This is a genomic window from Henriciella pelagia, from assembly GCF_002088945.1.
Lineage (GTDB): Bacteria > Pseudomonadota > Alphaproteobacteria > Caulobacterales > Hyphomonadaceae > Henriciella > Henriciella pelagia.
In genome coordinates this window covers 1045989-1072321 of sequence record NZ_NCSU01000007.1, presented here as the reverse complement: position 1 = coordinate 1072321, position 26333 = coordinate 1045989, and the positions used below count along the sequence as shown (strand labels likewise).

At 60.0% G+C, this 26333-nt stretch carries 18 protein-coding genes; 5 read left to right on the top strand and 13 right to left on the bottom strand.

The window, feature by feature from the left end:
- Window positions 1–105 precede the first annotated feature (105 nt).
- From B8746_RS07970 to B8746_RS07960, 3 genes are read left to right on the top strand one after another with little or no spacing between them, the layout of a single operon-like run.
- Window positions 106–843 carry an ImuA family protein gene (locus B8746_RS07970; RefSeq protein WP_084393085.1) on the top strand — a complete coding sequence of 246 codons (738 nt, stop codon included), beginning with the start codon at window positions 106–108 and terminating at the stop codon, window positions 841–843.
- Complete coding sequence (locus B8746_RS07965; protein WP_233124034.1) at window positions 740–2446, top strand: Y-family DNA polymerase; 1707 nt, start codon at window positions 740–742, stop codon at window positions 2444–2446. The genes B8746_RS07970 and B8746_RS07965 overlap by 104 nt, the downstream gene beginning before the upstream one ends.
- The gene (locus B8746_RS07960) at window positions 2443–5697 is read left to right on the top strand and encodes an error-prone DNA polymerase (RefSeq protein ID WP_084393084.1); all 3255 of its coding nucleotides are present in this window, start codon (window positions 2443–2445) and stop codon (window positions 5695–5697) included. The genes B8746_RS07965 and B8746_RS07960 overlap by 4 nt, the downstream gene beginning before the upstream one ends.
- Window positions 5698–5776: 79 nt before the next feature.
- Here the strand turns inward: B8746_RS07960 and B8746_RS07955 are convergent, their stop codons facing one another.
- From B8746_RS07955 to B8746_RS07890, 13 genes are all read right to left on the bottom strand, one after another.
- Window positions 5777–8398 (bottom strand): TonB-dependent receptor domain-containing protein, encoded by a 2622-nt coding sequence (locus tag B8746_RS07955; RefSeq protein ID WP_233124032.1) that lies wholly within the window; start codon window positions 8396–8398, stop codon window positions 5777–5779.
- 102 nt (window positions 8399–8500) lie between these two features.
- Window positions 8501–11257: a right-handed parallel beta-helix repeat-containing protein gene (locus tag B8746_RS07950; RefSeq protein ID WP_233124030.1), complete on the bottom strand. Its 2757-nt coding sequence runs from the start codon at window positions 11255–11257 to the stop codon at window positions 8501–8503.
- Between the two features lie 335 nt (window positions 11258–11592).
- The gene (locus B8746_RS07940; protein ID WP_095380843.1) at window positions 11593–12864 is read right to left on the bottom strand and encodes a glycosyltransferase family 4 protein; all 1272 of its coding nucleotides are present in this window, start codon (window positions 12862–12864) and stop codon (window positions 11593–11595) included.
- The gene (locus tag B8746_RS07935; protein ID WP_084393081.1) at window positions 12851–14458 is read right to left on the bottom strand and encodes a glucosamine inositolphosphorylceramide transferase family protein; all 1608 of its coding nucleotides are present in this window, start codon (window positions 14456–14458) and stop codon (window positions 12851–12853) included. Before B8746_RS07935 ends, B8746_RS07940 begins: the two co-directional genes overlap by 14 nt.
- Window positions 14459–14525: 67 nt before the next feature.
- Complete coding sequence (locus B8746_RS07930; protein ID WP_084393080.1) at window positions 14526–15572, bottom strand: Ldh family oxidoreductase; 1047 nt, start codon at window positions 15570–15572, stop codon at window positions 14526–14528.
- On the bottom strand, window positions 15553–16782 hold the full coding sequence (locus tag B8746_RS07925) for a carboxylate--amine ligase (protein ID WP_084393079.1): 1230 nt from the start codon (window positions 16780–16782) through the stop codon (window positions 15553–15555). The genes B8746_RS07930 and B8746_RS07925 overlap by 20 nt, the downstream gene beginning before the upstream one ends.
- Complete coding sequence (locus B8746_RS07920; RefSeq protein WP_084393078.1) at window positions 16779–17858, bottom strand: hypothetical protein; 1080 nt, start codon at window positions 17856–17858, stop codon at window positions 16779–16781. Before B8746_RS07920 ends, B8746_RS07925 begins: the two co-directional genes overlap by 4 nt.
- Before the next feature lie 37 nt (window positions 17859–17895).
- The gene (locus B8746_RS07915; RefSeq protein ID WP_084393077.1) at window positions 17896–18606 is read right to left on the bottom strand and encodes an RraA family protein; all 711 of its coding nucleotides are present in this window, start codon (window positions 18604–18606) and stop codon (window positions 17896–17898) included.
- Between the two features lie 45 nt (window positions 18607–18651).
- A complete protein-coding gene (locus B8746_RS07910) occupies window positions 18652–19329 on the bottom strand; it encodes a hypothetical protein (protein ID WP_084393076.1) in 678 nt (225 codons plus the stop codon).
- A 290-nt stretch (window positions 19330–19619) separates the two neighbouring features.
- A complete protein-coding gene (locus tag B8746_RS07905; RefSeq protein WP_143434552.1) occupies window positions 19620–21095 on the bottom strand; it encodes a hypothetical protein in 1476 nt (491 codons plus the stop codon).
- A gap of 195 nt (window positions 21096–21290) precedes the next feature.
- The gene (locus B8746_RS07900) at window positions 21291–22430 is read right to left on the bottom strand and encodes an acyltransferase family protein (protein WP_158084567.1); all 1140 of its coding nucleotides are present in this window, start codon (window positions 22428–22430) and stop codon (window positions 21291–21293) included.
- 141 nt (window positions 22431–22571) lie between these two features.
- Entirely contained in the window at window positions 22572–23792 is a 1221-nt protein-coding gene (locus tag B8746_RS07895; protein ID WP_158084566.1) for a polysaccharide pyruvyl transferase family protein, read from the bottom strand.
- A 40-nt stretch (window positions 23793–23832) separates the two neighbouring features.
- Window positions 23833–24717: a glycosyltransferase family 2 protein gene (locus B8746_RS07890; protein WP_084393072.1), complete on the bottom strand. Its 885-nt coding sequence runs from the start codon at window positions 24715–24717 to the stop codon at window positions 23833–23835.
- 137 nt (window positions 24718–24854) lie between these two features.
- On the opposite strand from B8746_RS07890, the gene B8746_RS07885 reads away from it, so the two are divergent.
- Window positions 24855–26096, top strand: coding sequence for a glycosyltransferase (locus tag B8746_RS07885; RefSeq protein ID WP_084393071.1), 1242 nt, complete (start codon window positions 24855–24857; stop codon window positions 26094–26096).
- A complete protein-coding gene (locus B8746_RS07880) occupies window positions 26093–26317 on the top strand; it encodes a hypothetical protein (protein WP_084393070.1) in 225 nt (74 codons plus the stop codon). The genes B8746_RS07885 and B8746_RS07880 overlap by 4 nt, the downstream gene beginning before the upstream one ends.
- The last annotated feature ends 16 nt before the right edge of the window (window positions 26318–26333 follow it).

The following is a 26333-nucleotide window of genomic DNA, read 5'->3' as shown; positions in this document are numbered from 1 at the left end:
GAACATAATTTTCCCGGCGTGCAACCGGGTGATTTCACAGCCCCCCACAAAAAGAGTCCGCTTCCCCGATTGACTCTTTTTGCCATGAGAACAAATAATGAACAAATGGCATCAACACCCGCTCTCCAGACCCCCGGCGTCTTTCGGCTCGGGCAGGCTTCCAAGCCGCGCCAACCGGCCAGTTTCCCGCTTGGTCTGGGCAGTTCGGGCGTACATGAAGTCTGCGAAAAAAATTTCGGGGACATGCCGGCCCTGACAGGGTTTGCACTTGGTGCCGCCCCGCCAAGGAGAGGCGCAACCGTCTGGGTCAGCCAGTCCGGCCTCCTCACCAATCATGGTCATCTTCTTGAGGCCGGACTGCGGAGTTTGCGGCGCGAACGGGATGACCTGCTCCATGTCTCGACGCGCAAGCTTCCAGACACGCTCTGGGCGATTGAGGAAGCCATCCGGTCTGCAGCGGCGGGCCTCGTCATTGGTGAGCTTGCCGACATGGACTTCACCGCCAGCCGCCGCCTGGCGCTCGCCTCCAGCCGGCATGGCATCCCGGTCATCCTGCTGATGCCCTACACCCGCGAAGGGGCAACGGCTTCGACGGCGCGATGGCGCCTTGCGCCCCGGCCCTCAGCCCCCAATCGCTATGACCGCAAAGCCCCCGGCAATCCGCGCTGGCAGGCCACGCTCGAACGCTCAAGACAAGCCCCGCACATGGCCGACCACTCATTCGATGTGGAACTCGATGATGAAACGCTATCTCTCACTGTGGTTTCCGGACTGGCCGCTGACGCGCCTTCGCCGGGAGAGACTGTCCCGGCAGACATTCTCCCGCTCCGGCGCACCGGCTGAGCCACGCCGTCCCTTCGCCCTGACAGAAGCCGGTCCTTCCGGCCTTCGCATTGCCGCTGCAAACAGTCTCGCCGAGAAGGCTGGCGTGACAGCCGGCCTGGCATTCACCGATGCCAGGGCCCGCATCCCGGACCTTGCCTGCGAAGAGATTGACCGGGCTGCTGATGCCCGCGCGCTGGAGAGGCTCGCCCACTGGATGATCCGGTTCAGCCCGCTCGTCGCAATTGATGGCACGGACGCCCTCATGCTTGAGACGACGGGCTGTGATCACCTGCATGGCGGGGAAAAGGAAATGGTCGCAGCGATCGGAGCCCTGCTCGAAGCCAATGCAATCCCTTTCCAGCCCGGTCTCGCCAGCACACCGGGCGCGGCCAAGGCCCTTTCACGCGCAGCGCCAGGCACCATTCTGCCCGATGGAAAAGAAGCTGACGGTCTCGTGGATATCCCTGTCTCGGCCCTGCGTCTTTCCGGTGAGGCAACGCTCCTCCTGCGCCGTTTCGGCCTTACACGCATCGGCCAGCTCTATGGCATTGACCGCAAGGCGCTTGCCCGTCGTTTCCAGTCGAAAAGCGCCGCGGACAGGGTCCTCCACCGGCTGGACCAGGCGCTTGGGTTTCGCCATGAACCGCTTGATCCGCTACGTCCCACCCCGGCCAAATCGGTGCGTCTTGCCTGCCCGGACCCCATCGCCACCAGCGAAGCCATTCAGATCGGGCTGGAGAAACTTGCCGCCGAACTCTGCGATGACCTCACTGCCTTCGGACAGGGGGCGCGCCACTTCGTGCTTTCTGCCTTCCGCGCAGATGGAACGAACACGGCTATCGACATCACAACATCGCAGCCGGTGCGCACGCCCAGACATATCCTGCGGCTCTTCAGCGAGAAGATTGACCGGATCGACCCCGGCTTCGGAATTGACCTCCTCCTGCTGGAGGCTCATCGCACCGGCCTCATGCAGACCAGCGCTGCAGCCCTGTCCGGCGATCTTGCTGCCAGCAATACGGACGAGGTCGCCCTTTCGGCGCTTGCAGACCGTATCACCGCAAAGCTTGGAGCGGGCGCTGTCAGCATCCGCCGTCCCGTTGAAAGCCATATTCCTGAACTTGCGGAACGGCGCGAAGACTTTGAGGGCGCCCTCGCCCCGTCTGCGCCTCCAAACCCCAAGTCCGGCCCCCGTCCGCTACGGCTTCTGCAGCGGCCCGAGCGGGTCAAGGTGATGGCCGAGGTGCCGGATGGTCCGCCGCTGCGCTTCGTCTGGCGGCGCGTGATCCGGCGTGTTGTCCGTGCAGACGGCCCTGAACGGATCAATCCGGAATGGTGGAAACATACAGCCCCACCTCAGAACCACAGCCCGGAAGGGGCCTCGCGCCAGTGGCTCTCGCCCAAGCTCGACAAGCGCGCGGATTTTGACCTCATCGCCGAATTTCGCCGCAGCCTCAACGCCAACGAGGACAGCACGCCGATCACGCACCTGCCCCGCGCGCGCGATTATTACCGCGTCGAGGATGAGGCTGGACGACGTTACTGGCTCTATCGCGATGGGCTGTATGAAGATGGGCGGGGCGGGGCGCCTGACTGGTTCGTGCAGGGGCTGTTTGCATGACCCGGTATGCCGAACTCGCCGTCACGACGAATTTTTCCTTCCTGCACGGGGCCAGCCATGCAGAGGAATTAGTGCTGCAGGCCGTCAGCCTCGGCCTGGACGGGATCGGGGTCGCCGACCGCAACACGCTGGCTGGTGTCGTGCGGGCCCACCTCGCGGCAAAGGAACATGGGCTGCGCCTGGCAGTCGGCGCACGCCTTGTACCGGCAGATGGCCCGGAAATGCTCTGCTACCCGACAGACCGGGCAGCCTATGGGCGGCTTTCAAAACTGCTGAGCGAAGGAAAACTGCGCGCTGAAAAGGGCGACTGTCTCATCCATGTCGAAGATATTCTCCGCGCATCGGACGGGCAGATCTTCATCTTTCTCCCCCCCGAAAAGCCGGACGAGGACTTCTTCGCCCTGCTCGAACGCCTGGCCGAAAACAGGCCGAATGCAGTCTATTTAGGGGTCAATTTCCGGTTCAGGGGACGAGACCGCGAGCGCATTGCCCGGCTGGCCGATCAGGCGGCCCGCATTGGCGTCCCGATCGTCGCCATCAATGATGTCCTCTATCACCACCCAGAGCGCCGACCACTTCAGGATGTCGTCACCTGCATCCGTGAGCATTGCAGCATTGAGCAAGCCGGTTACCGCCTCGAAGCGAATAGCGAGCGACACCTCAAGCCGCCCACTGAAATGGCGCGCCTGTTCAAGGGCTTCGAACCGGCCATCCAGCGCACGGTGGACATACTGGACCGCTGCCGCTTCAGCCTTGATGAGCTGTCCTATCACTATCCCGACGAGCCGGTGCCGCCGGGAAAGACACCCCAGCAACACCTTGAGGACCTCACCTGGGCCGGGGCCGACTGGCGCTATCCGGCCGGCGTCCCGGATGGCGTTCGCAAGGCCCTCAAAAAGGAACTGGAGCTGATCGCGGGGCTGGATTACGCCCCCTATTTCCTGACCGTGCATGACATTGTCGCCTGGGCCCGCAGTGAGGGCATCCTCTGCCAGGGGCGCGGCTCTGCGGCAAACTCGGCCGTCTGTTATTGTATCGGCATTACCAGCGTCGACCCCAGCGTGACCAGCCTTCTCTTCGAGCGCTTCCTCTCCAAGGAGCGTAAAGAGCCGCCGGACATCGATGTCGACTTCGAGCATGAGCGGCGCGAGGAAGTCATCCAGTACGTTTACCGCCGGTATGGCCGCCAGCGCGCCGCATTGACGGCAACCGTCATCTGTTACCGGCCGCGCTCGGCTGTCCGCGAAGTCTGCAAGGCGCTCGGCCTTTCAGAAGACATTTCCTCTGCCCTTGCCGGAACGGTCTGGGGGGCCTGGGGCTCTGAAATCAATGCAAGGCAAATCCGCGAGGCAGGCCTTGATCCGGACAATCCGATGGTCCGCCGCGCCATCATCCTCACCCGGCAACTCATCGGCTTCCCGCGGCACTTGTCCCAGCATGTCGGAGGGTTCGTCTTGACACAGGGCCTCCTCACCGAAACCGTGCCCATCGGAAATGCCGCCATGGATGAGCGCACCTTCATCGAATGGGACAAGGATGACATCTCCGCCCTCAACATCATGAAGGTCGACGTGCTCGCGCTTGGCATGCTGACCTGTATCCGCAAGGCGTTCGACTTCCTGAAGCTGCACAAGGGGATAGAGCACGATCTCGCCTCCATCCCGCAAGGCGACGAGGCGACCTATGACATGCTCTGCGAGGGCGACAGTCTCGGTGTCTTCCAGGTCGAAAGCCGCGCGCAGATGAACATGCTGCCGCGCCTTCGCCCGCGTACCTTCTATGATCTTGTCATCGAAGTCGCGATTGTCCGCCCCGGGCCGATCCAGGGCGACATGGTTCATCCCTATCTTCGCCGCCGCAAGGGGCTGGAAAGCGTCTCCTATCCAAGCCCAGCGCCGGAGTTCGGGCCACCGGACGAGTTGGAGAAGATCCTGAAACGCACCCTTGGCGTCCCGCTTTTCCAGGAGCAGGCGATGCAGATATCCATCGACGCGGCCTGCTTTACCGCCGACGAAGCCAATGGCCTGCGCCGCGCCATGGCGACTTTCCGGAAGGTCGGAACAATCCAGAATTACGAGGAGATGATGGTCTCGCGCATGATCGCGCGGGGCTATGATCCGGCCTTTGCCCATCGCTGTTTCGACCAGGTGAAGGGCTTTGGCGAGTATGGCTTTCCTGAAAGCCATGCCGCCTCCTTCGCCCTGCTCGTCTATGTTTCCTCCTGGCTGAAGAAGCATCATCCCGACGTCTTCTGCGCTGCGCTTCTGAACAGCCAGCCCATGGGGTTTTACGCACCGGCCCAGATCGTTCGCGACGCGCAGGAACATGGGGTGGAGGTTCGGCCCGTCGATGTGAACCTCTCTGACTGGGACAACATTTTGGAGCCTGATGGAAAGAACGGCTTCTGCGCCGTCCGGCTGGGTTTTCGCCAGGTCGAAGGCCTGCGCGAGGATGAGATGGAAGCGCTGATGAAAGCGCGCGGGTCCGGCTATGAGCATCCCGAAGATATCCGCCGCCGTACCGGGATTGGCCGGCGGGCGCTTGAACAGCTCGCCGCGGCCGATGCCTTCGGCTCAATCGGTATGGACCGGCGCGAAGCGCTCTGGGCGGTGCGCGGCGAGACGCGGGGAAAACCGCTGCCTCTCTTTGCTGCCGCCGATGCCAGCGAACAACAGGCTGAAATGCCGGTCACCCTGCCCCGGATGCCGGCGTCTGAGCATGTCCTTCAGGATTATCAGATGACCCGCCTGTCGCTTAAGGAGCATCCGATGAGCTTCCTGAGAGAACGCTACAGGACCCTCGGCCTCAAGACGACGGTCGAAGCCAACGGGCTGCGCAATGGCGCGCGCGTCCGAACCGCCGGTGTGGTCCTGGTTCGCCAGAGACCAGGCTCGGCAAGCGGGGTCTATTTCGTAACCCTCGAGGATGAAACGGGCATCGCCAATCTGGTCATCTGGCCACGTGTGGGAGAGGTCTACAGGCCGACACTGATGGGCGCGCGGATCATGCTGGTGAATGGACGCGTCCAGACGGCCGACAATGTCACCCACATCGTGGCCAACCAGCTGATCGACCTGACCAGTGACCTGCACCTGCTTTCCGAAGATGCCCAGTTCGACCCGCTCAAGGGCGCGATCGCCCGCGCCGACGAGGTGCACCGCCCCATTCCGGACCGCAAGGGACCACCAAGGCGAAGCCATCGCCACCCGCGCGATGTCCGCATCATCCCTGCCAGCCGGGACTTTCACTGAGGTGGAAAAGAAAATGCCGGCGGGACGCTTGGCTCTCAGACCACTGCTTCCCGCCGGCAACTCAACAAACGAACAATCTCTAGAACCGCATCGTCAGGCTGGCCGAGAAACTGCGGCCGCGATCGTAGGTGTTGTACTCCGTGCGCCCGATCGTATCGCTTTCTTGGAACTCCTCATGCGCCTCATCGAGGATGTTGCGGAGGCTGAGGCCCAGTTTCAGGTCCTGCCCGGCGATCATCAGGTCACGATTGTAGACCGCGTCCAGGGTGATGCCCGGATCTTCGATGATGTCCGGCAGGCTGACGCTCTGGGAATCGATCCCGCGCTGGAGGATGCGCTCATCGACCCAGTTCAGCAGCAGTGTGAACTGCTCGGAATTGTTCTCCCAGCCGAACTGCATGTTCAGGATGTTCTCCGGCGTCCCCTGAAGCTGAGTCCCGTCAATATTGAACTGGGAGGCATCAAGGTCACGGCCGGTGAACGGGTCGATGATGACCGATCCGTTCGGCGCCTGCACTTCAGACTCGGTGTAGGTGTAGTTGATGGCGAACATCCAGTCGCGATCCGACACCCATGAGTAATCGGAGAAGACCGGCATGTCGAACGTCGTGCGATACTCCGCTTCGACACCGTAAAGCTCGGCCTTGGGCGAGTTGATGAAGGTTGTCTCGTAAACGAAAGTCGCGTTCGCGAACTGGACTTCCTCGATCGGGTTTTCAAGTTCCTTGAAGAAACCGCCCAGTGTGATGAACTCGTTGCGGCCGAGATAGTATTCGAGGCGCGCATCATAATTGGTGAGTTCGCTGTCTACCAGGAACCGGTTGCCGCGATAGCTGCGGTCGCCAACCGGATCGAAATAGAGGGACGGAGCCAGTTCGCGGAATTGCGGACGGGCAATCGTTTCAGAGTATCCGAGACGCAGCTGCAGATCCTCAGCAAAGTTCCAGGTAAAGGTTGCCGATGGCAGCCAATACTCATTCTCGATGGAGCCGCCATTGCCGATATTGCCAAACCGGTCAAACGTCTCGACGGACTCCTCGCCCTCTTCATACCGCACGCCCAGCGTTGTCTGGATATAGGGCAGGATTTCCATGTCCGCCTCGATGAAGGCAGCTGCGACATCCAGGTTTGCCCGGTAGGAGTCGTTGATCGACGTGCTTTCCACCAGTTCGAAACGGCCAGGGCCGATATTGTCCGGCGAGAACAGATAGTCCGGACGGGCCAGCTGCACGTCGAGCGGAAGCGCATTGCCGCCAGCAAAGCGGAAGGAGACGAAATTATACTCACGGTCTGTCGTCGAATAATCGTAACCGGCCTTGAACACAGCCTCGCGATAGTCGCCGAGCGGCATGGTGTAGGACAGGTCGCCGCCGAAGCTCTGATTCTCGTCGGTCAGTTCGGAGAAGCGGATATTGTAATTGTTCGCCACTGAATAGCGAACGCGGCCCTGATCATCGACCAGTCGGCGAAGCGAACGCTCATAAGGCGCATCGCGGCTGGATTCGGAGATCGATCCACGCCAGTTGAAGTCAAAATCGCCGAATTCGTGCAGACCACGAAGCTGGAAGAAGGCAAGTTCCCGTTCGAACCAGCCGGTCGATTCATCGTAGACGAGACCGGTCGAGCCGGGCGCGTTGAAGTCGCTGCCCTGGTCGACCTGCGTTTCCTTCGACGTCGTGTGGACATAGAAGGCAGTCGCCTGAACTTCGTTGAGGTCCCAGCCCAGTGTCGCAGAGCCAAGTGCATTCACAGTTGCTTCGAAGGTGGTTTCGAGCGTTTCGAGATCGATGCCGACCGTATCATTGGAAGCGACCTGGCGTTTTGCCTCGTGGACGCTCCAGCTGCCATCATAACCGACAACGCCGACAAGGCCGAGATCGAAGGACCCGAAATCGCCGCTCCAGCCACCATCGATCGATGCGTTGAAGTCAGGGCCAAGCTCACCCTTCTGCACCACGCTCAGCGGCGAGTTGACGAGGCTCTCGCCAACGACTTCGACCTCGGCATCCGTCAGGGAGCTGAGGCGCGTGCCGCTGGAAATGACGCTCGCAAGTGGACCGGGCAGGTCGCGCAGGCCGTCATCATAGCCCGACCAGTCACTGTCGGAGCCACGATAATAGACGCCGTCATTGAAATTGGACTCAGGATTGATACCGACCCCGACCTTTACGTTTGCATAGTTCTCACGGGGCGTGCGCAGCGTCTTGAGATCGATTACACCGCCGCCAAACTCGCCGGGATAGGCCGCCGAATAGGTTTTCTGCACGGCAGCGCCTTCCAGCACATCCGAGGGGAACAGGTCGAGCGGCACCGTCCGGCGCAGCGGCTCGGGGCTCGGCAGCGGCGAGCCATTGAGCAGCGCCGATGAATACCGGTCGCCAAGACCGCGAACATAGGCGAACCGCTCGCCAACAACGGAAAGGCCGCTGAGACGCGTAAGCGCCAGCGCCGCATTCGCATCACCCTGGCGCTGCAGGTCCTGCGCAGTCAGGAAGGATGCGACCTGGGAGGTTTCGCGTTGCGGGGCCGGGATGAATTCACCGCGAACAACCACAGTGTCGAGGTTGCGGTCGGCTTCAGCTTCATTCTCGAGCTCGACCGGCGTGTCCGGTTCGGTTTCCTGAGCCATCGCATTCTGCGCAGGAAGCGCGCAAAGCGCCGTTGAAAGCATGAGGTAGACGTAAAAAGATCGGTCAGTCATTTCGATGTGCCCTTTCCGGTCGGACATTAGATTTCTTGAGTTTTGCCATTGAGACCAGATGGAAGGCGCCAGACCGGACCAGGCCGGTCTGGCGCAGTTTCATCAGCAAGGATCGGAAGCTTCCAGGCCGCAGCTCCAGCCCTGCCACCAGGTATCCTGCGCGTTCTGGACGGCGCCGATATAGCTCGTGGCTTCGAAGAAGCTGTCGAGCGTGGAGGCATCAAATGCCGTTGCCGCAGTTTCAGCCGCCCCGTTGACGAAGGTCGATGTCAGGCTGCTGGCGGTCCCCGTCGTGTTGGCCGATCCGGCTGCAACAGCCTCTGGCGGGGTGGTCGTGTCGCCGGAAGCGAGGGCAAGGCCACCATCACAGTCGAAGAGTACGGAGTCGAAGCTCGGATCGACATTGACGCCGCCATAGCCAACCGTTCCGTCACCAGCAGAGGTCTCCCAGCGGAAGCACTCCTTGCCATAGTCGACGACGCCGTTGACATAGCGGCCGATCGTATTGGTGTTCAGGCGGAACGCATTCGAACGGTTACCCACGAAGGTGAAGTTCGACAGGGTGGCGTTCGAGCGCGGGTCCACCGCGCCGCCAGCGGAAGACGCTTCGACGATATTGTCGCCGCCTGCGGTCCGCTGGACAACGATGGCGAACTGGATGTTGCCATTGTAGCCATTGTCGGTGTCGATGGAGTCGTCATCGTTTCCGGTCAGCACCAGGTAGCGGACATTGACACTGCCACCGAAGAATTCGACGCCGTCATCGGCATTGTTGTGGACCTGGATATACTCAACCGAGGTTCCGCTGCCCACACCGCCGAAGGTGATGCCGTTCAGTTCATTACCGGTGGAAAGCTCGTTACCGGCGAACTTGACCTGGGTGTAGGAAAGCGCACCCGAGCTGTCTGCATCATCCGCGCCGCCATAGAAGGCGTTTGGTTCGACGCCCTCGATGATGTTTTCACAGGACGCGGTGCCCGGCGTGCCAGCGATACAGTTGTTGATCGGCGCCTGGCCAAGGATGACGAGGCCGCCCCATTCGCCAATGGCGTTCTCGGCATCGACCTGCGAATTGGTCAGATCGTCTTCCGACGTGAACACGACAGGATCAGACGCCGTGCCATTGGAGAAGATCTGCGAGCCACGATTGACCACCAGATAGTCGTCACCCTCGTCGCCAAACACCGTCACGCCTGCCTCGATCGTCAGAGCAACAGAATTACCGCCAGTTGCCGTGCCGTCTGCGCCGGTGTCGACACCGACATCCACGCGGCCGACGAGTTCGTAGACATTGCCGCTTGTCAGGCGAAGATCCTCGGTAATGGTGCCAGTGATCTGGCAGACATTCGAGCTGTTGAGATCAACGCCGGAGTCGGTCGTCCCGACCGGGCATTCAGGATCGGGGAAGAGTGCGAAGGTCCAGCCCGTTGCCCAGTTCTGATCTGCGGTCTCGGTTGGTCCGAAAGCACCGATGAAGCTGGTCGTCTCGAAGAAGGAGTCGAGGGTCGAGGCATCGAATACCGTGACGTCGCCTTCCTCTGGTCCCGGGAAGAAGCCGGACGAGAGCGAGCTTGGAGAAATCGTATTGTTCGTTCCGCCAGACACTGCGGCTGGCGGGGTGGTCGTGTCGCCGGAAGCGAGGGCGAGGCCACCATTACAGTCGAAGAGCACGGAGTCGAAGCTCGGATCGACATCGATGCCGCCATAGCCGACCGTTCCGTCACCGGCAGACGTCTCCCAGCGGAAGCACTCCTTGCCATAGTCAACGACGCCGTTGACATAGCGGCCGATCGTATTGGTGTTCAGGCGGAAGGCGTTCGAACGGTTACCCACGAAGGTGAAGTTCGACAGGGTGGCGTTCGAGCGCGGATCCACCGCGCCGCCAGCGGAAGACGCTTCGACGATATTGTCGCCGCCTGCGGCCCGCTGCACAACCACCGCATACTGAATATTGCCATTGTAACCATTGTCGGTGTCGATGGAGTCGTCATCGTTCCCGGTCAGCACCAGGTAACGGACATTGACGTTGCCGCCGAAGAACTCGACGCCGTCATCGGCATTGTTATGGACCTGGATATTCTCGACCGTGGTGCCGGCTCCGATGCCGCCGAAAGTGATGCCGTTCAGTTCATTACCGGTGGAGAGTTCATTGCCAGCAAAACGAACCTGCACATAGTTGAGCGTGCCGGTGCTGTCATTCGTATCGGCGCCGCCATAGAAAGCCTGCGGCTGCACGCCTTCGATGATGTTTTCACAGGAGGCGGTGCCCGGCGTGCCGGAGATGCAGTTGTTGATCGGCGCCTGGCCGAGAAGGACGAGACCGCCCCACTCACCGATGCTGTCGCCGCCATCATCGTTTGAAGCGTCGCTATCAGCCTGGCGCTCAAGGTCGTCAGCGGAAGTAAAGACGATCGGGGCGGATGCGCTGCCGTCGGCGTCAATCATCGATCCGCGATTGACGACGAGGTAATCGTCACCCGATTCGCCGAACAGGGTTACACCCGGCTCGATTGTCAGGGTCGCGGACGTGCCACCCGCGCTACCATCGGCGCCGACATCCTCGCCAATGTCGACGCGGCCGCTGAGGCGATACGCGACGCCTGACACGTTTGGAACGGTCAGATCAGCCAGGATCGTGCCGGAAATGTCACAAGTGGTCAGACCACCAACGGCGGCGCCTTCAGTGAAGCCGCTTGGGCACGAGGCCGTGCCGCCACCACCGCCGCCGCCACCGCTACCACCGCCGCCCGGAGGCGTGCCCGGATTGGTTGGTCCCGGCGAGGATATTTCCGACCCTTGCGTACAGGCAGCCGCAGCGAGCAGTAGCGCAAATGCGCTTCCAGCAGTTTTCAGTTTCATGAGGAACCCCATCGTTTTCCGAGCTTCAAAGTTGGACCCAGCGCTGTTTTGCGCCTTGCTCGGAGCGGACGGGTATCCTTAGTGCGTGACAGTTTGACTACAGAAAATTCATGGTTTTGTGACCGGCACAGATTGCGCATCAGGCTCGCCGCCGGCCACCTGTCAAACGCAATGTTAGCGAGCAAATCTGCTCTGATTCACGACGATTTTTTCTGCCAGAAGGGGGTGTTGTAATTTTGCTGCAAGCGCTCACGAATTGCTCGGCACGACGTCACCGGACCCGAATGTGGCACGCTCCGTTCCGTCCCATTCATCGGTGTGCGGCCTATCCCGGATCAGGTCGCGACCCGTCGCAGGCCGGCGCCATGGCCCGATTCCGCAATCGGAACCTGACCAAGCTTTCGTGAAAAGATTTCGAGATGCGCGTCCGTCCATGATTCGGGCGTGTGACACAGGGCAGATGAACGATAAAAGGCGCACTCGCTCATTGCACGGATCAAACTGTCATCAGTCGCGAACCGGTTGATCGTTTCGCAAAGCGCGGCTTCATCGCTCACCGACACGCGCGATCCGAAGCCCATTCTTTCAGCATCACGTGAGAGATACGCCGAGTCGGAAACGATCACCGGCAGGCCGCTCATCGCCGCTTCCAGGATGACCAGCCCGAAGGGCTCGGTGACCCGGCTGGGCACGATCAGCGCCCGCGCCCGCCGCGCATGGCCCGCAATCTCCTCGCGGTCGAGCCAGCCCGTAAAGGTCGCATCGGGAAACCTGTCAGCTTCGGATTCGAGTTCGCCCCTACCGATGATGGTAATCTTCTGTCCCGCATCCCGCGTCGCCCGCAGCGCGATATCAGCGCCCTTGTCGCGGCCAACCCGACCGACAAACAGGAAGCCGGAATTCTCTTCCGCCCGGATCCGCTCCTGCGTCCAGGCGCTGACGGGATTGGGAATGATGGCCGTATCCGCGGCCTCGAAGCCCGCCGCCACAAATTTGTTCCGCATCTCAGCGTGAATGAATGAGAATGTGCTGGGACTGGCCCTGAATTGCGCGAGCTGGTTCAGATGAATATGACGGGCAAAGCGCCAGTACTTGTGGAATGCATTTCGCCGGTCGCACTGCTTGAAGAAACATTCCGCCGAGAGCGGCCTCGCATCGCAGGTCTGCGACTTTCCGAAATGCAGGAACGAGCCGTTCGGGCAGACGTTGAAGAAATCATGGCAGGTGACCAGCGTTCGCTCAGCCACCGGGCGCAATGCCTTGTAGATGGTCGGCGACAGGATCTGCGACCAGTTGTTGAGGTGATAGACCGTCGCAGGCGTATCATTATCGTCAATCCACGCGCCGATCTGCTTCATCGTATCGGAATTGTGGATGCCTTTGCGAAGCGCTTCCAGCTTCGAGGTTTCGAGCAGGCCCTGCGCCCCGAGGCCGACAACCGACACGCCGAGCGCGTCGAGGGCCGCATTGGGCCCCTGCCCCGTCATCAGCGTGACCGGATAGCCTCGCGCGCGATACTGGCGGATCGCCTCCATGGCGAGCATACCGGCGCCGCCCTCGGCGACGCTATAGTCATGAATGACAACGATGCGGTCAATTTCGGCCACGCAGTCTCCCTGCGTCTGCACGTCCGGCGCGAGAGCCGTAGCCGCCTACCCGCCGCCGCACATCAATGACAACCTTCTCGCCGCGCGAGTCCATGTGGTGGCAACCAATCGCGCCCGGTTCGAAGTCCGGCTCAATCTTGCGCACCATGGTCTCGCGATAGTCATTCAGCGAAATGTGGTCGATCTTCATCACGTTCAGGCCATAGCCATAGCGGCCGTGCGAATTGTCCTGCGAAATCCGGAAGTATGCGCCGTCCTGTTCCAGGATGCGCCCGCCATTCCGCGCGGTGCGGGTATCGAACACCACGGGGTTGAGCGCATGCGGCGTCCGCTTGGTCATGGCCGGCCCGTCCGCCTTGTAGAGGTGTAGTTCAGAATTCATCTCGCCGAACGGATCGGTGGATATATTGGTAAACAGCCACCAGTCCTCCCCGATCTGCACCAGGCTGGAATCGGCGGCGATGACATCATCGAGGATGGTCGCTTTGCGTTCCCACCTTGCCGGAAACTCGACGCAGCGCCACGTCTCGATCCGCCTCGCGCCGCATGTTTCCGGCATCATGAAGAGTTCGCCTTCATGCTCGAACAGGAATGGAAATGACAAGTGATAATCGGTCTTGAGGACGGGTGTGACATCCTCCAGCTCATTCTCTGCCAGTCGTCCGACGCTGATATGCCCCTTCTGGGTCGTGTAGTCGAACACTTCAAAGAAGCAGTAGGTTTCGCCATCCCTCTCCCACAGGAATGGATCGGCATAGTATTCATTCGACGGTGCGGTGTGCGCCTTCATCACCGAAGGCTCGGCGCCTGAAATATCGCTATCCATCGTCTTCAAGAAGAACATCCCCGGACGCAAGCCGAGCCTGGTCGCAATTTTTTCGATGACGCGCGTGCCCATTCCGGCTGCGAATTTCCACAGGTAGACTGCGAAATCCGCCGCACCAGCTGGCTTTGGTGTCTCAGGCGCGCGCTTCAGCGCATCAATGTCCAGAATGTCCAGCGTTGCCCGTTTCAGCTCCCGCAGGATGAGCGGCACCGTCTTCTCACACATGAAGAGGTGATTGCGCGACACGATGAATTTGGTGTTCAGCGCAGCCGAAGCGATCACTGACCTGGGACGGTTCGCGCCGGAAATGTGCACAAGCTGAATCTCGGTTACCGGTGAATTGGTGACAATGGCCTGCATGGCAGCATTGCCCACGCCATGACGCACAACGCTCGGCCCCCAGATGCCGAACCGGAACAAAGACGCGAAGTGATCGATACGCCCTGTCGAGCTGAGATCGATCACGACGTCTGCGCCAAGCCTTTCGATACCGGCCCTGTCCAGCCTGTCGACTGCGGGCAGGGTGTCGAGGATATCTGCAAACATGTCGCTCTCGGCCGGCTGTGGCCTTGCAGCGAACTTGCGTTCGAAATTCCACCAGAAACGAATGAGGGGATGACGCGGTGCCTGGTCCGGCTCGGCATCCGCCGAAACGATCAGGCCGCACATCTGCATGTCTGCGTGACGGCATATGCCTTCAGCGAGACGGAGCATCCACGGTTGCAGGTGTTCCGGGCCATCGCAAAAGAGAGCAACTTTCAGTGCCATGCCTTGCTCCCGGATCTCCCGCGCTGGCTAACATCGCATTCAGATCGAAAACAGGTTCGCTTCATCACTATCCCCGACACTGCGCCCACGGCAGATCGACGCCGTGTTCGTGCGCGAGATCCTCCAGCGCGTTCAAGGTTTCCTGTTCAAGAGCGATGCCATGGAGAGCGCTTTCATCAAAATGGGCCCAGCGCGCCTCCCCCGGCAGCCTCGCATGTCCGGGCTCATCCGGCCCGGCAATTGTTTCGGCCAGAAATTCCATGCGGTCGCCAAAGGCTTCGGGCGACATCCAGAATGAGACGTCAAGGGCGATGAAGAATTGGCCATTGTTGCCAGCCGCGTCGACGTGCTTGTACATCGAGCCGACCTGTTTCGACACACCCGCGCCGGTCAGGACTGCGCCAAGGATTTCGACCATGATGGCAAGCCCAAATCCCTTGCCGCCCGCCGCCGGCAGCAATGTGCCGGACATCACCTTGTTCGGGTCGAGGATGGGGGCGCCTTCGGCATCTATGGCAATGCCGGGCTCGAACACTTCGCCCTTGGCGGCCTTCTCACGCACCGTCGAACCAGCCACCGCAGCAGTTGACATGTCAACCAGCACGGAACGCCCGTTTGAGCGCGGCGCGCCAAAGGTGAACGGATTGGTTCCCAGTACCGCTTTCAGCCCGCCCGGTGCAGCCACTTTTGGAAAGGAATTGCTGAGAACGAGACTGATCATGCCGCGTTGCGCCGCCAGTTCGGAATAATAGGCGCCTGCGCCGAAGAAATTGCTTTCGCTGACCCCAACGACACCGACGCCGTGCTCACTCGCCAGCTCACACGCCCGGTCCATCGCCAGCTTGCCGGCATAGTGCCCGAAGCCATTATCGGCGCGCAGCCTCTGCACGGGCGGTGACAGCGGCGTAAATTGCGGGCGGGCCTGACAGTTTATCCCCCCGGCAGCCGCGCGCTTCAGGAGGATGGGCAAGCGTTCCACGCCGTGATTGCGCCGGCCCACCATGTCACACCAGACAAGGTTTTCGGTGACTGCGCCGGCCTGTACAGCATCGACGCCGGCCGATGTCAGGACGCCGAACGTGACCTTGGCAAGATCATCGCGTGGAATCCGCATGGCGCTCCGTCCTCTTGAACACACCCGTCACTTTTCCGAAGGCACGCGAAATGTTTGCGCCACTCTCTGCAAGCGTTGGCATCGGATCGGTTAGACTGAAATAGGGTAGCACGAATTTCTGCGCGAACACTGACTTCAGCCAGGATACCGGGCCGAGTCGGCCCAGTCCGTTCAGCTCCCGCAATGCCATGAAATCACGGATCGGATACCACATCCGCAGCTTGTTATTATAGCTCGTAAAGGCCTGAACGGGCTGACCGGTCAAGTGGCAGTAAATCATTTCATCAATGGGCGCGCCTGATGCCGTCACGAGGCGATGTGCCGCCGTGAAACGCGCATTCACCTCGATGATCTTCAGCTTGCCATCGCGGGTATCACGCTTGAATTCGACATTGCCGAAACCCTGCCAGCCGATCCGGTCAAAGAGCTGCTTGCCGATTTCGGCGGTCTCCGGCAGCCATTCGGACTGATGAAAACAGCACCCGCCCCGGTTCAGCGGCCAGCGGCGGATCACGCTTTTCGTGTAGTCAAACAGGCATACGCCATCAGCCGTGCGATAAGTGTAATAGCTGGACAGGAGATCGTCCGGTCCGGGGATCATTTCGACCACCATCACGTCGTGCCCCTTTGAACGGGCCAGCGCCACCTTCTCCACAATCTCGTCGAAACTGTCCTCGATGATGAAGAGCTTGCGTCCGAACTCATGGATGAAGGCGAAGGAATCGAGCGGCTTCACCATGACCGGGAAGGTGATCTCATCGCGAATGTTCTGGACATCCAGACTGGACGTGATTTCCCAGTATTTTGGCGCGGGGACATCCACTTCGCGGGCAAGCTTCAAGGTCGCCTGCTTGTCCAGCATGATGCGGCGCAGCTCCGGCACGAACTCTTCAAGCAGATAATGCTCGGCCAGGGCATCCCTGTGCGCCTCTACAAAGGCCAGTGACTCATCGCAGAACGGGAATATGATCGCGCCCTTCAGGCGGTCCACATCGCTCACCAACAGCAGCTCACGCCAGTAATGGCTGGCCGTCATGCCTTCAGGGACCGGATAGGACTCCCTGGTGTAGCGTGAATTCATCGAACGGCAGCCCGGCAGGCCGCTCGCGATGATGCGTATGCCCTTGCGGCCGAAATTGCGGGTCACGGATACTGCGTTTTCGCGTCCTCCAAGGAGGATGACGGGGGTGCCTGGGTCGAACTGGGTCATAGGGTAATCGTGCCGGCTCCGGTTTCGAACATCCGGTTCAGAAGGAGCGGAGCGAGATCGACCGTCCGGTCGCGATTGGCGACCAGGTAGTGGTGGTGGATTCCCGGATTGACATTGACCTCGTTGAAGATCGTGTCCCCCTGCCCCAGCGGCGCCGAAATATCGCTTGCTGTGACATCGAGCCCTGCAAATCTTATTCCGAACGATTTCACCAGCCTGGCGCCAGCGTCGATAATGCTTGGGTGAACATCATCGCGCACGACATGGTTTTGCGCAGCGCCATTCTCATTCACGGCAAGCTTCACGCGCACCTCTTCGTCGGCCGCCGGGACGTGGCTTGCGGTCAGGCCGGAGGCGGCAAGCGTATTGCGGCTTTCCTGGTCCAGGATGAGAGGCGAAAGAGCTGTAATCTCCTCGCCTTCCAGCCGACGCTCATTTTCTGCTTTCACCAGTGCGGATACCGATGACGTGCCATCGCCGACAACAATCGGGGAATCGCGCCGCACCGCATCGATGAATTCGCCATCGAAATAGACAAGACGGAAAGACGCTCCGACGAGTTGTTCTTCCACCATCAGGGCCTGATTGAAGCCTGCCGCATGGCGCGCGGCGGCGTGCAGGGCCTGCACGGTCCTGATGCCTGTCGTGACGCCGCGGCCGCCGCCTGTACCGTCAGCCGGCTTGACGACAACTGGCCCATTCTGGCCTGCGAGAAACGCCTCTGCCTTCTCGATCGTGGACAGCATGAACTTCGCAAAGGCCGGCGTCCGCAGATCGGTCTCTGCCATGAAATCGAACGTCATGGCCTTGTTCGCCATCAGTCTCAGCGTGATGGCGCTGTCGAGCATCAGGTCCGAGTGATCGACAAAGGTGGATGCCTGTCCCTTGCGGATCCGGACGAGACCGTTGGGACAGCGCGAAAGCTCTGCCCCAACCGCTTCAGCCGCATCCGACCAGAGACTGTTATAGAAGGTGTTCCGGATTCTGCGGAAACGACGCCGTGCCAGTCCAGCCTGCACGTCGAGCAGGCGCCGCTTGTTGCGCAGCCAGACGCGTGTAACTGGTTGAACCGACATGGGTCTAAGCCTCTCGAGGAAAGCTTGGCTGCGGGGTCTAGTCGTTGAACGCGCACCCGGTGGAGCGCAGTTGCTCCTCGACCCAGGCATTGGAGAACACGCCGCGCTTGACGTCTTCCACATAAGCGGCCTGACGTGCCTTGCTGGCGCGAAGGCGCTCAAGGATTTCCGCACCATAGTCGCGTGGAACGACGGCGATGCCGGTCAGGTCGGCCTTGATGATATCGCCGGGATGGACAACGACACCGCCGCAGCTGATTGGCGTGTTGATCTCACCTGGACCGCGATGCAGCGGGCCGAACGGCGTCGTGCCGCGCGCATAGACCGGCATACCGGTTTCCTGAACACCCGGAAGGTCGCGAATGAGGCCATCAATGATGAAACCGGCAATGCCACGATAGGTCGCCTTGTTTGCAACGAGGTCGCCGAAGACGGCATTGGTCATGGCGCCGCTGCAGTCGACAACGACAACGTCACCCGGCTTTGCGATGTCCAGCGTCTTGTGGATCATCAGATTGTCGCCGGGGTAAAGCTTGACGGTCAGCGCCGGGCCGAGAAGTTCCTTGTCATTCGACAGGTTCCGGATTTCGCCATTCATCGCGTAGAGCCGGTTCAGGCTGTCAGAGACATCCGCCGTTTCGAATTCGGCGAACCCTTCGATGATTTCCTTGGGTGGCCGCGGGAAATTGTTCCGGATCATGAAGCCTGGTCCGGGAGTCATCTCCGCTGATTTGAGTTTCTCTGCCATGCGTTGTCCCCTCTACGCTGAAGCCAATGGGTTAAGGAAAGCGCCCTAGAGCGCTTCGGCGACGGATTTGTCTCCGAAAATATTCTCGCCAAGAGGGTCACGGCCGTCGCCGTTCACCTTGATATAAAGGATGGCTGCACCCGCGGCCTTCACACGCTCGTGGAAGATGGATGAGCCGAGAAAGACGACGAGGTCACCAATACTCTCATTGAGCATGACGCAGGTCTCTTTCTGGTAGATGTGTTCGAGATCCGGATGGTCACGATCAGTCATGAAGACCGCTTTTTCTTCCGGGTTCGGGCCAAATTGCAGCTCCGGGAAGACGCAGACGGTAGAGCCTTCCGGAAGCTTCACAGGCAGGCCGATCGATACCTCGGATGCGGCGCGGTCCTTGTGCGGTGCCGGCCATGGATTGGCAGCTTCGTCATAGACTTTGAGGTGGCGCTCGGAAATCGTGAACCCGTCAGGGCTGATGCCTGTCAACGCCGCCAGTCCGTCGCGAAATTCCTCAGCGACAGCCTGCGACGGAAACTCGAAAACGTATTGCCGCTTCTTGCCATAGACTTTCCAGTCCTCGGCCTCACCGGAAGCCGTCTTCTGGGTCTCTTCATAGAACGCCGTCATGTAGTCGACGAAGTCGTCGGCAAGCACATCTTTCAGATGCACGTAGCCTTGCTCTTTGAACTGCTTGTGCGCTGAGCCAGGCTCATACTTGAACAACATGGCGTCCCCTTTCCATGCTCAGAAAAAACAAAATTGAGCCGACACCGTACTGGCCCGTTGTCGACTGTCCCCATGACCCATTTTGCCAGACTGCGATCCGCAAACTGGTCGACTGCATTGTGCTCGCTCTTCACTGCGAGCGCAATAGCCAAGCAGGATTTTCCTTACAAAAAATCCATCTTCATTCGTGGTGCCGAGACACTGGGTCATTCTGCTCTCAAATTGAGCAAGAAGCGTTTCGGTATTGAACACTCCCGCTGGACGGCCCGGTATGCATGTATCGCGCCAGACTAGGAGAAATGGCCCCGCATTCGAGCAGAGATGGTGCCACTAGCCGGCGGCACAGCGTCTTGCTCGACATTTGGAGCGACCACGTCGGCAGGCACCCGGCGATAAAAGAGGGACGCGCAGGCCAGACCGGCCATGACGAAGAAATGTATGCCGAGATCCACCGAAGATGATGACACCGCAGATGCGACAAAGATGGTGAAGCATCCGGCGCGGGCGGCCGCCGCATACTGGCGTGACTCATTGTCGGCGAGCCCTGATCGCGCCGAGCGGTCGACCAGGAACAGGCGCGCGAGAAATACGGTGAAGAATACCGCTCCAATGATGCCGAGATTGGCCAGCACGCCAACAAGGAAGCTCGACGTGCGAACACTTCCGATCCCTGCGCCAAGGCCGAACGTTTCAAAGAAGGCCCGCAAGCCGACCATGTTCCAGGATGTCCGTTCGACACCACTGGCGCTGCCAAGCTTGTTGGTGATCGATGCATCGAACGTATCGACGATGGGTGAAATCAGGTCGGGCTTGATGGCGACCGCCGTTGCTCCGGCCAGGACAAGAAGCGGCCCGAGCGACAGGAATATGGCGCGATTGGTCGAAGACCGCATCGCATAGGGCGTATTCCGGTCCGAGCGGATGAGCAGGCTTGAATAGGCGATGGTCAAATAGACGATCAGGGCAATATAACCCGTCGTCGAAAACGAGAAGAGGATGGCTGCCAGCGTTCCGATTGTGACCCAGCCTGTCATCCGGGTCCGGACACCGCCCCGCCACAGCCTGAAATTATAGGCAAACAAACCGACGGCAACTGCCGCGAAGGCAGATGCCTCTGGAAACGAGCCGGTCACGCGTTTCACGCCCATGAACTTGTGATAGAAGATCTGCGAATAATCAGCGTTGCGAATGAAATCGAGCATCGCGGACGCCCCAACCGCGAACGTCACTGTATCCACCAGCACGATCACCAGGTTCACGACCCCGGCAATGATCAGCGCCCCGCCTGCCTTCTTCATCATCTCGTTCGTGCGCGCCATGGAGGCCACGAAGGAGAAGACGAACAGTCCACTCATGAAGTAGACAGCGTGATTGAAATTCGAGCCGGAAGGATAGAGCGGCTCCTCGATGATGAACTTGAAATCCGGCGTCATCGGGAACACCATCAGCTCGCCCGCAAACAGCCTTGGCAGGAACATGCCCGACACCAGGCCCCAGAGGCAAAGCAGCAAGAGCACGAAGCCCGGTCCGCCGCGCTGCATGGGAAGGGTCGCATAACCGATACCATCGCGGCGGACGATCACCGCCAGAACGAAAAAGCCAAGGCTCAGATGACCAGGCGTGATATTGGCCCCGCCAAAGGCCATGGCTGACGCTGCACCGAGCAGGCCCATACAGCAGAGCACCGTCAGCGCCATGGCGGACGACCGCAACATCGCAAAGCCACCCAATGCGACCGTAATCAGTCCGATAAGTTCTATGCCCAAGAGATCACTCCTGGCGCAAAGGTGCCGAAGCACCCGATGACAGGTAAAACGGCCCGGTGGTCTGCACTGCCGACATTCTGATCACGACTTTGCAAGGCAACCTTTTCCTCAGGCTGAATGAACTGAACCGAAACGTTACGGCTTCCGCTCGGACACGCAAGAAACTTGCCGCTCCGCAGATCCTGTTCGGGCAGATCAGGCGGTCTGGGCCTGCAACTCCACGATCTTGCGATTGAGCGGCTGTTCGTAGTTCAGGAATACCGCCCTCGAAAGGGCAAGGAGAAGGATTATCACCGCCGGCAACACGAACGCGGCGACGGCCCATCCCGGCATCATCTGGCTTGCCCAGTACATAATGCTGAGCCCGATCACCTGATGGAGCAGGTAGAAGGAGTATGACGCTCGTCCAATCTGGACCAGAGGCTGCCATGCGAGCAGGTTCTTGAACGGTTCGTGCCACAGCGCCGCCCAGAAAAGGATAAAGATGGTCGCATAGCCGAAGACAAATTCAGCACTGAACGGTTTTCCACCCGTCAGGTGCAGGACCAGCACAAGTGCGTGGAGTGCGCTCAGACCGAAAGCCACCCTCATTCCGGTCGAGAACCGGCGTTCAGAATACACTTTGAAGGCAATCATTCCGAAGGAAAAATAGACCACATCCTGATAGAAGAGCAGTGATCCGATCTTGTCGAGCACGCCAAGATTCGTGAAGGAAAAGCCGAGCAACAGCAGCGCACAAATCCCCTGGAATGCGAACCAGCCAGTCATCCAGCGAGACTTCAGAAGATAGTAGCAGACACCGATCATCGCATAGAACCGCACTTCCACCCACAGCGACCAGTATGCCCCGTCGAGCCAGCCCCAGTCCGACTGGCCAGTGAGGTCGCCGATATATTGAGGGGGAAACGCAAAGATGCTGAGCAGGAACTCGGCCGGGCTGGCCTTGAACTGCTCTGGACCGATCGCGAGAGCGATGAGCCATGTCAGACACCCGCACAAAACCAGCGTTGGCCAGATGCGCGCCGACCTGCGCACTGCGAAATCAATCAGCGACGCCGTTCTCTCAAGGGTCATGAGGATGACGAAACCCGAAATCATGAAGAACAGGGTGACGCCGAGATACCCGACGCTGGCAAAAGGCACCCAGGCAAGCAGGTCACCATAGGGCAGCAATGGGTCCCCAGCCCCTGAGGGCGCCCAGAACGAACAAAAATGGAAGATAGCGACCCAAGCGATTGCGATGCCCCGCAGGGCGTCGAGAGGTGCCAGACGGCTACCGGCGCGTGCGCGCGGCGATTTACCGATGCGTGTCGCCTCGGTTGCTACTATACTCATAAGCATGTCCCTGACTTCACATCACATGGGATTAATGCTTATGCAAACCTCTGGCCAACTGGCGTGATCGCTGCACGACAGCCATGATTTCGAGTCCCGGAAACTGACATTTAGCCCGAGGGCCGCGTCCCGTTCAGACGCTCACCCTGCACGCGCCTGAGCGACGTGTTCATCACCAAGCAATGCGTTGGCGAAGCGGACGATAGCCTCCCGCGTCGAGCGCTTTGCCACGGCCAGCTGGAAGGGTGAAATCCCTTCCGACAGGGCGCTTCGAAGCAAGGGCACAATCTTCTCTTCCTGACTCAGTGTGTCGCAACCGATCAGATATCTGGACCGTCCCTTGCCATCGAAAAAGCCTGTCATCTTGGAGTCCCAGTGCAATCCGATATGCGGCACGCCGTATGAGAACGCGACAATATTTGCGTGAAGGCGGTGGGCGATGACCGCGTCAAACCCGGCGATCATCGAAGCCAGTTGATCGGGCCGTTCTGGCCGGGCCCGGAGAGACACATCACCAGCATCAGCGAGCCGGGATTGAATGCGCCGATAAACTTTTGCGGCACAAGACTGATCGTTGGTCGCTCCATTCGTGAAGAGGCTCACCGCAAAGCCCTCGCCCGTCAGCGTGCAGGCAAGGTCAGCATACCGGCTTATCCAGTCGGTATCATGCGCCCCTTCACCGGTATCGGCGTGGAGACGCAGAATGTTCGGGTCGGTGATGCCAAGCCCCACCCTCGGCTTCACGCGGTCGGCGCGCCGCTTTTCCGCCGGATAAAGATCGCTGGCAAGCATGCCAGGGTCATGAACCAGGCTTGCGCGCGGTGTATCGAACATGGCGTTCCACCTCTCAAGCGAAAGCTCATCCCGCAAGCCCACGGCCTCGAGACCGGGGTCAAAGGCGGCACGGAACAGTGCCTTCCCCTTGCCACTGACATGCTGTCCGACGCCCGCCCCGAATATCGCGACTCTCGCTCCGTTTTGTCGGGCAATCTCGACAGCGGACGAGATCTTCAATGGAAAATTCAGGCCCGCATCGGCAATCAGCTGGCCACCGCCAATGACGGCAATGTCGGCATCGCGCAGGTGCCAACGATAATGGTCGAGCGCATGCGACTTCAGTTGATAGCGAACAAGGCTGGCGAGCGCCGGACTGCGTAAGGACGACGGCAGCATCCCCATGACGCCGAGGACCAGACTGCGCAGGCCTGGATTCCGGCTTTGAAAGTCTGTGCGTCCCGCCAGATCACAGCTCGACACATCAAGGCGTGGGACTGCTGCGCGAAGCGCATGTTCGAAGCACTCCGCGATGATCCCGTCGCCGAGATTTGGAGAATATTTGACGTTCAGCAGCACGACTTTCATGTCGGCCCTTTCCAAGTTGCTACGATTGCCACCCCCTGTTCTAGAGGTGCTGGATGTAGGTCGGTGAGATCTTCCCTGTGAGGGCATGCCGAATGGCGAGCCAGTTCCCCTTGGCACGGCCCCAGCGGTCTACCCACGGTTCGGGCGCCACGGTACGTGCGTGATTGGCGAGCATATTCCGGCTCATCATGGTCCATGCCTTGTGCTTTGGCAGAGTGCCCTTCTTCATCAGGTAGACCGGGTTTGCGATCTGTGAATAGCCGAGGCGCAGGCCTGGAGACCGCGAAGTCTTCACACCGCAATGTACGCCGGCAAACGCGTTCGTGTGCACGAGCCGACCGCGCCCCAGAAGCTGGTTCGAGAAGTCATTATCTTCAAGCCAGCCATAATAGAGCAGATTTTCGTCAAAGCGCGTTTCGCCGATGGCCGACGCGCGATAAGCCATATTGCAACCGTACAGGCCGTCGGACTCGCCAAATTCCCGCACGGGCGGGCGCGGTTTGGCATCATATGCCTCCACAATGCGGCAGGCTTCGGCATATTTGATGCCCGGCCCCTTGATACCGTCGGCCAGCACATGACCCATAATGCCGACGATGTCCGGATTGTCATTGAAGTAGGCTTCAATCCGCTCGAGTGCGAATTTCGAGGCGACATAATCGTCATCAAAGAAAATGATGTAATCGACATCCTCCTGAAGGGCGTCGAGCGCGCGATTTCGCTGGGCGCAGAGCCCTTTCGAACCAAACACCGTCTCGATCCCGGTCATGTCGATATTGTCCGGCAGGTCTTCCGGGCCGGTTACAGACAGCAGGATCCGGTCAGCCGGGCGGGACTGACGACGCAGAATCTCGATATTTTCAGCGACCGTGTCCGGACGGCCAAGTGTTGCAATCGCTACCGCTAATCTGGTTTTTCCTGCCATCGAGATTTCCCTGTTGTTCCCGTCGGGGAAACTACAATCAGAAGCGAAGAGGCACCAGCCCATGCAATCCGCTTGCCATAGCAACAATCTGGTGCAGACATTGCAGTAACAGGCCTGCAGACCATGTGGGAGAAATAGTGGCCAGACTTGAACACGTCGTCGTCATACATGACAGTATCGAGGCTCGCGGAGGCGCGACGGGTCTCGCACGCCTGTCTGCGATTCAGTATCGCAAGCTTGGCCTGGATGTCACTTATCTGACAGGCGCAGAGGATGACAGCAGCCTGTCACAATTCGGGATCGAGACGATCGGTCTCGGCCAGAGCCGGGTCCTCGAACAGTCACGCCTTTCCGCCTTGAGGTCTGGCCTGCACAATAGCGAGGCCGCAAAACTTGTATCAGATTGGGTCAGCCGAAACGACACGCCTTCGACCGCCTACCACCTGCACAACTGGGCTCATATCCTGTCACCCAGCATTTTCGGCGCGCTCCGTCCTGTCGCCGCTCGCACGGTCGTGTCCTGCCATGACTTTTTCAATGCCTGCCCGAATGGCGGTCTCCTGCACTATCCGAGCGGAACGCCCTGCGAGCTAAAACCCATGTCCGGCGCCTGCTGGATCAGCCAGTGCGACCGGCGCAGCAGTTTGCACAAATACTGGCGCATGGCGCGGCATCTCAATCTCAATCGCGTGGCAGACTTTCGCACGAGTGACATGACCTTTGTCTGCCTTCACGATGGCATGAAATCGGTGATGCAGGACGCCGGGTTCAACCCGCCCCATCTTACCAGTATCGCAAACCCCGCAACCGCCTATCTCGACATCCCCGTCGAGGCCGCAGAGAACCGGACCTTCCTGTTCATTGGCCGGCTGAGCCGTGAAAAAGGCGCTGATATTGTTGCAGAAGCCGCCATGGAGGCGGGCGTACCGCTCACGATGATCGGCGAAGGACCACTCGGCAGTGAACTGGCGGAAAGGTTTCCCGCCATCACCTTTGCCGGTTTCTGCAGCCGCGAACAGATCGGCGAGCATGTGCGCACGGCCCGCGCGCTGGTTGTGCCGGGTCGGTGGCGGGAACCTTATGGACTGGTTGTCGCCGAAGCCGCGCTGAGTGGCCTTCCCGTATTGATCTCCCGGCCCAGCACGCTCGCAGCGAAAGTCGAGGAATTGCAGATCGGCGCCGTCTTCGACCCGCACCTCAAATCCGGACTTGCGCAACGTCTGCAAGTCTGGGCGGGCGATGATGAAACCGTGCGCAGGATGAGCCGCAACGCCGCGCCCAGGGCCAATCAGATTTGCACTTCTCCTGAAGGATGGGCAGAACAGTTCATTGAACTGATGGAAGCCAAGCTTCAGACAAGCGTGACGGACCCAGAATGACTGAACAGCCGATCAATCCCGTTGTCCTCGTTGCCAGGGAAACCCCCGAAAAGGTCCGTGAAGTGTTGCGCAGTGTCGAACTCGCCGAACTGAAGAAACTCGCAACCAGCTCCCGCCTTGCCACGTCGAATGACATGCGCGGCAAGAGCCATGACGAAGTGGTCGAACTGGTGCAGCAGCGCGCTGAACTGCGGCTCGCCTCGAGACGCCCAACCGCCTGACCGCGAACCGGTGGTG